The organism is Caballeronia sp., from assembly GCF_028292365.1.
In the GTDB taxonomy this organism is placed as follows: Bacteria; Pseudomonadota; Gammaproteobacteria; order Burkholderiales; family Burkholderiaceae; genus Caballeronia.
Genome location: NZ_JAQGMM010000086.1, coordinates 1 through 6,206, shown reverse-complemented (window position 1 = coordinate 6,206; position 6,206 = coordinate 1). Strand labels below are relative to the sequence as shown.

6 protein-coding genes are annotated in these 6,206 nt (G+C 59.6%); 5 read left to right on the top strand and 1 reads right to left on the bottom strand.

Going from position 1 to position 6,206, the window contains the following annotated elements:
• Window positions 1-127 precede the first annotated feature (127 nt).
• Window positions 128-1,114 carry a fumarylacetoacetate hydrolase family protein gene (locus JWR14_RS05040; RefSeq protein ID WP_299702402.1) on the bottom strand — a complete coding sequence of 329 codons (987 nt, stop codon included), beginning with the start codon at window positions 1,112-1,114 and terminating at the stop codon, window positions 128-130.
• A 284-nt stretch (window positions 1,115-1,398) separates the two neighbouring features.
• On the opposite strand from JWR14_RS05040, the gene JWR14_RS05035 reads away from it, so the two are divergent.
• From JWR14_RS05035 to JWR14_RS05015, 5 genes are all read left to right on the top strand, one after another.
• Complete coding sequence (locus JWR14_RS05035; protein WP_299702399.1) at window positions 1,399-2,298, top strand: IclR family transcriptional regulator; 900 nt, start codon at window positions 1,399-1,401, stop codon at window positions 2,296-2,298.
• Window positions 2,299-2,479: 181 nt separating this feature from the next.
• Window positions 2,480-3,724, top strand: a complete 1,245-nt coding sequence (locus tag JWR14_RS05030; RefSeq protein WP_299702396.1) for a DUF3108 domain-containing protein — start codon at window positions 2,480-2,482, stop codon at window positions 3,722-3,724.
• Window positions 3,725-4,305: 581 nt separating this feature from the next.
• Window positions 4,306-4,563 carry a DUF3567 domain-containing protein gene (locus JWR14_RS05025; RefSeq protein WP_056358215.1) on the top strand — a complete coding sequence of 86 codons (258 nt, stop codon included), beginning with the start codon at window positions 4,306-4,308 and terminating at the stop codon, window positions 4,561-4,563.
• Between the two features lie 189 nt (window positions 4,564-4,752).
• Complete coding sequence (locus JWR14_RS05020) at window positions 4,753-5,829, top strand: homocysteine S-methyltransferase family protein (RefSeq protein WP_299702366.1); 1,077 nt, start codon at window positions 4,753-4,755, stop codon at window positions 5,827-5,829.
• A 70-nt stretch (window positions 5,830-5,899) separates the two neighbouring features.
• A partial coding sequence (locus JWR14_RS05015) for a dihydropteroate synthase (RefSeq protein WP_299702363.1) occupies window positions 5,900-6,206 on the top strand: 307 nt, incomplete at its 3' end.

Genomic DNA, 6,206 nt, shown 5'->3' with positions numbered 1-6,206 from the left:
CCTTGTTATGGGTGCGCCGACGCAGTTTTTCCCAAGCGTTTCGACGCAATGCGGCTAAGTGTAGGGCGGCGCAGCATGTGAGCGCATCGGGCGAAACCCCTTACTGGCGGCGTCGCTTATTCAACCGTTATTCATTCAGCGCCACGACCGACTGATCGATTGCACCAAAAATCGACTTGCCGGCTTCATCGAATATTTCGATCTTCACGCTGTCGCCGAACTTCATGAACTCCGTGGTGGGCGCACCGTGTTCGATGGTCTCCAGGCAACGCTTTTCGGCGATACAGCAGTAACCCCGCTTCGTATCCTTGTTCGAGACCGTGCCCGAACCGACGATCGATCCCGCGCGCACATTGCGTGTCTTCGCCGCGTGGGCGATCAACTCGCCGAAGTTGAACACCATGTCCGTGCCGCAATCGGGCTGGCCGACTTTCTTGCCGTTCCAGTGCACGATCATCGGCCGATGCACACGGCCCTCATGCCACGCATCGCCCAGCTCGTCGGGAGTAACCGCCACCGGGGAAAACGCCGTGGCCGGCTTGCTCTGGAAAAAGCCGAAGCCCTTGCCGAGTTCCCCGGGGATCAGGTTGCGCAGCGAGACGTCGTTGACCAGCATCAGAAGACGGACGTGCCTGAGGGCATCCGCGGGTTTGACGGCCATCGGCACGTCGGTCGTGATCACGGCCACTTCGGCTTCGAAGTCGATGCCATAAGCCTCCGATGCACACACGATATCGTCTTCAGGTCCGAGCAGATCGTCGCCGCCGCCCTGGTACATCAAGGGATCGGTCCAGAATTCGGGCGGCATTTCCGCTTTGCGGGCGCGTCGCACGAGTTCGACGTGGTTCACGTAAGCCGAGCCGTCCGCCCACTGGAACGCGCGCGGAAGCGGCGCCATGCAGGCTTTGGGGTCGAAAGCGAACGAGTGGCGCGCGCGGCCCTGGTTCAGCGAATCCGAGAGATCCAGTAATTGCGGCGCGTAAAAAGTCCAGTCGTCCAGCGCGCGTTGCAGCGTCGGCACGATTGCGTCGGCAATGGCGGCCGTGCGCAAATCACGCGATACGACGACCAGTTGGCCGTCGCGGGTTCCGTCCTTCAGCGTGGCAAGTTTCATAAGCCGTTTTGTACGTTTAGTGACGATGGAGGAAATCTATTTTACGATGGTGAATCATGTCGGGGCGGTTTTGGAACGATTCGGGCGGATAGGGGGAAATGGTTCGCTGCATTGGGCCGTTCGTTTGCAGGGCTGGTGAATGGCCACTTTGAGCGGCGATGCCGCTTGCCAGTTGCAGATCTCGCGTTCACCGTCTCTCCGCTGTACAGCCCTAAATAGGCCGCTCACGCGCCTCCGACCTAACCTTGTTTTGTGAAGCGGCTTGCGCCGTTATCGATTTCTCCATGCCCTCTCCCAGCCGTCCCGGTTCGTCCGCCTTGCCCGCGCTGCCCGCATCCGAACAGGCCGAAGCCGACGAAGCCCTCGACCTCGCAGACTGCACGAACTCCACGGACTCGAACGATACAGCCGACGCCGGCGAGGAAAAGTCCCGCTCCGGTATCCAGTCGATCGAAGTCGGCTTCCGCCTGCTCGACGTGCTGACCAACGAGCCGCGCGCCATGATGCTGCGCGATCTCGCCCAGCGTGCCGGCATGAGTCCTGCGAAGGCGCATCGGTACCTGGTGAGTTTCCTGCGGCTGGGCGCAGTCTCGCAGGATCCTGTTTCCGGGCGCTATGAACTCGGTGGCTTCGCGTTGCAGATGGGGCTGGCGCGCTTGGCCCGTGTCGATGGCGTGAAACTAGCGCGGATCGCGCTGACGGGGTTGCGCGACCGGCTGGACCTGACTGTGGGGATCGCGGTGTGGGGGAATCAGGGGCCCACTGTCGTGCACTGGATGGAGTCGAGCTATCCAGCGAAGGCATCGTTAAAACTGGGCGATGTCATGCCGCTGTTGTCATCGGCGACGGGTTTGCTGTTTGCGGCATGGCTACCGCGCAGCAAGACTCAAGTGATGCTCGATCGCGAGCTCGCCGCCACGCGGCAGTCGATGGCAGACATTGAGCCGGTGCTCGCCGAGATCCGTGCGCACGGCGCGGCGCGGGTGGAAGGCATGTTGTTGCCGACCATCCACGCGTTCTGCACGCCGGTGTTCGACTCGACCGGCGATCTCGCGCTCGGGCTGATTGCGCTCGGCCACGAAGGATCATTCGATACCCGCTGGGGCGGCGACATTGACACCGCCTTGCGCGAATGTGCCGGACAACTTTCCTACGAACTCGGGTATAAACCGGGCGAACGGTAAGACTTGAGGACGTACGATGCTCACGCGTGCGGAACATCGCGGCGTGCCCGCGAGTCATATGCGTTTCGCGTGGTCCTTGCGTGGTTCGATGATCATCCGGTGTTCTGTCATGATCGTTGCCGATTAATCTCCCTGCAGCGTTTTACTGCTTGCCCGACCACGCGCGTTTCCGAGCTAGCCGATGCCGTTCTTCCTGCTTCGCCGCCGTCGCGTTCTTTCCGGCGCATCGTCCGACAATTCATCCGCCGACCATTCCCTTCGATGGGTCGTGTGGCTGGTTGCGCTGCTCGTTGTTCTGGCGCTGCATTGGGTAGCCGGGCGATGGGTAGAGAGGAGCCGGAACGCATCGAATCCGGTGCCGGCTGAACATGTGCCGGTGCAGGTCGAGTTACTGACACCCAAGCCGGTAGCGCAAGCGCCGAAGCCTGTCGCACCGCCGCCCGTGGTCAAGCCTAAACCGGTGCCTAAGCCGGCTCTTAAGCCGGCGCCGCAACCCCAACCCACGCACGCCATCACGACACCGCAAACCGAACAGGTGGCACAAGCGGCGCAAGCCGCACAGGCAGCAGAGGCGGCTCAGGCGGCTCAAGCCGAACAAGCAGCGCAAGCAGCGGCCCAAGCCGCCGCGAAAGCAGCAGGTGACGCAGCCGCCTCTCAAGCAGCGGCTGCGGCTGCCAAAGCCGCGGCAACCGGCGATAAAATCAGCGTCCCGCCGTCAGGCGAACTTCGTTACGACACGCGGATCAATGGCGTGATGAACCAGACCGGCAACATCCACTGGGTCAACGATGGCCAGCACTACGAGATGGTCGTCTCCATCCCCTTGCCGTTCGTCGGACCCTATGTGTATTCCAGCAAGGGCCATATTGACGGCTTCGGCATTGCGCCCGAGCAGTACTCGGAGCAGCGCGGCCGCCGCGCTGCCGACATCACCGTCTTCGATCGCGCCACGAAACAACTGGTCTACACCCGCACGCCGAACAACCAGCCGCTTGCCGATGGTGCGCAAGACCGTTTCAGCGTTGTCATGCAGTTGTCGAGTCTGGTACGCGGTGCGCCTGACAGCTACAAGCCCGGGGTCGTGCGTCAATTCAGCGTAGCCGATAACGACAGCAACGAGATCTGGCCGATAGAAACCGTCGGCGATGAAAACGTGCAGACCGCTGACGGCAACGTACAGGCTCGCCATTTCACCCGCTTGCCACGACGCGAAGGCGATCGCCGGCGTCTCGACATCTGGCTTGCACCTGCATTGAGCTGGTTACCCGTGCGTATTCTGCAGACGGAGCCGAATGGTATGCAGATCGAAATGCTCTGGCGCGGCAAACTGCAACCGCCGTCCGCCACGCAGGGTCAATCGGGTGCGGGCACGCCGGATGCGTCTGCAGATGCAGCACCTGCTGCACCCGCACCCGACAAACCCTGACGTCTGCTCGATTTAACGCAGGCTTAAGTCTGGCCGAGTAAGCTTAAAAGCATAAAGATTCGACGAAAAATTCCGTTAAACAGGTGATGCCAGAACGTGCGCGGATGTGGGTGTATGAGGATAGTTCGATCCCGAACTGATACTGCCTCTGAAGAGAGCCAGTATGGAGGTGTCGGCTCAGCTGCCAGGCAGGTGTGAAACGGTTGGTAACGGTTGGTTGGCTATCGGTTGAGGGTTTTTGCCAAGCTAGCCGAAGCGATCCGAGATTTCGATCTGAGGGCGCAATCTACATCGATTAAAACGCCCAAGCGGGTCATTGCCTTAGATGCAGACGAAAGCGGTGATAGATTCGATCAGGAATGCAAGAATCGCAATACTTTATGCGTCATGTCTGTCCCTAGTAGAAGAAACACAGCGTTTCACGGCACTTCTGGAAACATTTTTGCGGGAGAATGTGTCTAACAAAGGTCCTCGATGGGCTTTCGGTCTCAACGTCGAGGCCACCCCTTGAATTCCAACCCAAACGCTCAATGTAAGACGTTGAAACGCCTTACGGGCAAACAGGAATAAGGAGTGTCGCCATGCAAATGATCTACAACAGCCCTAACTATTGTGTAGTCGAATTCCCGCCGCAGGACAATCATCTCGCGATGAAAGCGGGGGGTTACGAGATCGTGGACAAGACCATGCAGCGCGAAATCTTCATTGACGGCGCACTCGCTGCGCGTTTTCGCGAGCATGTCCAGAAGTTGATGCAGGAAGAACAATCGTTGGAAGACGTGGACGAGTTCCTCGGTCAGTTCGACATCTTGATGAACCAGCCGGTGATCCTTCACTAGAAGTCGTTCGAAGCTTTGCAGTAAGAACACCCAGCGACACCCCCTCAAAACCCCGCCACGAAAGTGGCGGGGTTTTTTGTTCATGGCGCTTGATTGTCCGGTGTTTTTGAAAGCGCCATAAGAAAGCGGTCGTGCCCCACTACAGATACAATGTTGGGCTATTTAAGCCTGTTTGGAGCCATGTGAATCATGAATCCGTCCCTCGAAACTGTCGCCCCGAAATCTGCCGCAGAGCGCCGCCCGTACACGCGCGGCGCCGTGTTGCCAGCCCTTTTGCAACAGCGCATTCTCATTCTCGACGGCGCGATGGGCACCATGATCCAGCGCTACAAGCTCGATGAAGCCGGGTATCGCGGAGAACGTTTTGCCGATTATCCACGCGATATCAAGGGCAACAACGAGTTGCTGTCGATCACGCAGCCGCATGTGATTCGTGAGATCCACGACCAGTATCTGGCTGCCGGCGCGGATATTCTCGAGACGAACACCTTTGGCGCGACGACCGTGGCGCAGGCCGATTACGGCATGGAATCGCTGGCGATCGAAATGAACATGCAGTCGGCGAAGCTGGCGCGCGAGGCTTGCGACAAGTACTCGACGCCGGACAAGCCGCGCTTTGTCGCGGGCGCGATCGGGCCGACGCCGAAGACAGCGAGCATCTCGCCGGACGTCAACGACCCGGCCGCCCGCAACGTGACCTTCGACGAACTGCGCCAGGCCTATTACGAGCAGGCGAAGGCGCTAATGGATGCGGGCTGCGATCTGTTCCTGGTTGAAACCATCTTCGACACCCTGAACGCCAAGGCCGCGTTATTCGCGCTCGATCAGCTGTTTGAGGATACGGGTGAACTCCTGCCGATCATGATTTCCGGCACGGTGACCGATGCTTCGGGGCGCATTTTGTCGGGACAGACGGTCGAGGCGTTCTGGAACTCGCTGCGCCACGCGAGGCCGTTGACGTTTGGTTTGAACTGCGCATTGGGTGCGGCGCTGATGAGGCCGTATATCGCGGAATTGTCGAAGCTCTGCGACACGTATGTATCCTGTTATCCGAATGCGGGTTTGCCAAATCCGATGAGCGACACCGGCTTCGATGAAACGCCCGATGTCACGTCGAGCTTGCTGAAGGAATTTGCGCAGGCAGGATTGGTGAATCTGGCGGGTGGATGCTGCGGAACAACGCCGGAACATATCGCGGAAATCGCGAAGGCATTGGCCGATGTAAAGCCACGGAAGTGGCCGTCGCATTATCGTGAAGCCGCCTGACTCCCTGACTGCCTGGCACGAAGCCCAAACCCCTCGACAAGACAATTACGCTGCAACGCCCAGAGACACCATGACCGATCACACCATGCGCCTTTCCGGCCTCGAGCAGTTCAACGTCACCGACGGTTCGCTCTTCATCAACGTGGGCGAGCGGACCAACGTGACGGGATCGAAGGCGTTCTCGCGCATGATCCTCAACAACCAGTTCGACGAAGCGCTGGCTGTTGCGCGCCAGCAGGTTGAGAACGGCGCGCAGATCATCGACATCAACATGGACGAGGCCATGCTCGATTCGAAAGCGGCCATGGTCCGATTCCTGAACCTGATCGCGTCCGAACCGGACATCTCGCGCGTGCCGATCATGATCGACTCGTCGA

Bases quoted from the DNA above. Each gene is read 5' to 3' on its own strand.
- JWR14_RS05040 (WP_299702402.1), bottom strand. From the start codon at position 1,114: ATGAAACTTGCCACGCTGAAGGACGGAACCCGCGACGGCCAACTGGTC.
- JWR14_RS05035 (WP_299702399.1), top strand. From the start codon at position 1,399: ATGCCCTCTCCCAGCCGTCCCGGTTCGTCCGCCTTGCCCGCGCTGCCC.
- JWR14_RS05030 (WP_299702396.1), top strand. From the start codon at position 2,480: ATGCCGTTCTTCCTGCTTCGCCGCCGTCGCGTTCTTTCCGGCGCATCG.
- JWR14_RS05025 (WP_056358215.1), top strand. From the start codon at position 4,306: ATGCAAATGATCTACAACAGCCCTAACTATTGTGTAGTCGAATTCCCG.
- JWR14_RS05020 (WP_299702366.1), top strand. From the start codon at position 4,753: ATGAATCCGTCCCTCGAAACTGTCGCCCCGAAATCTGCCGCAGAGCGC.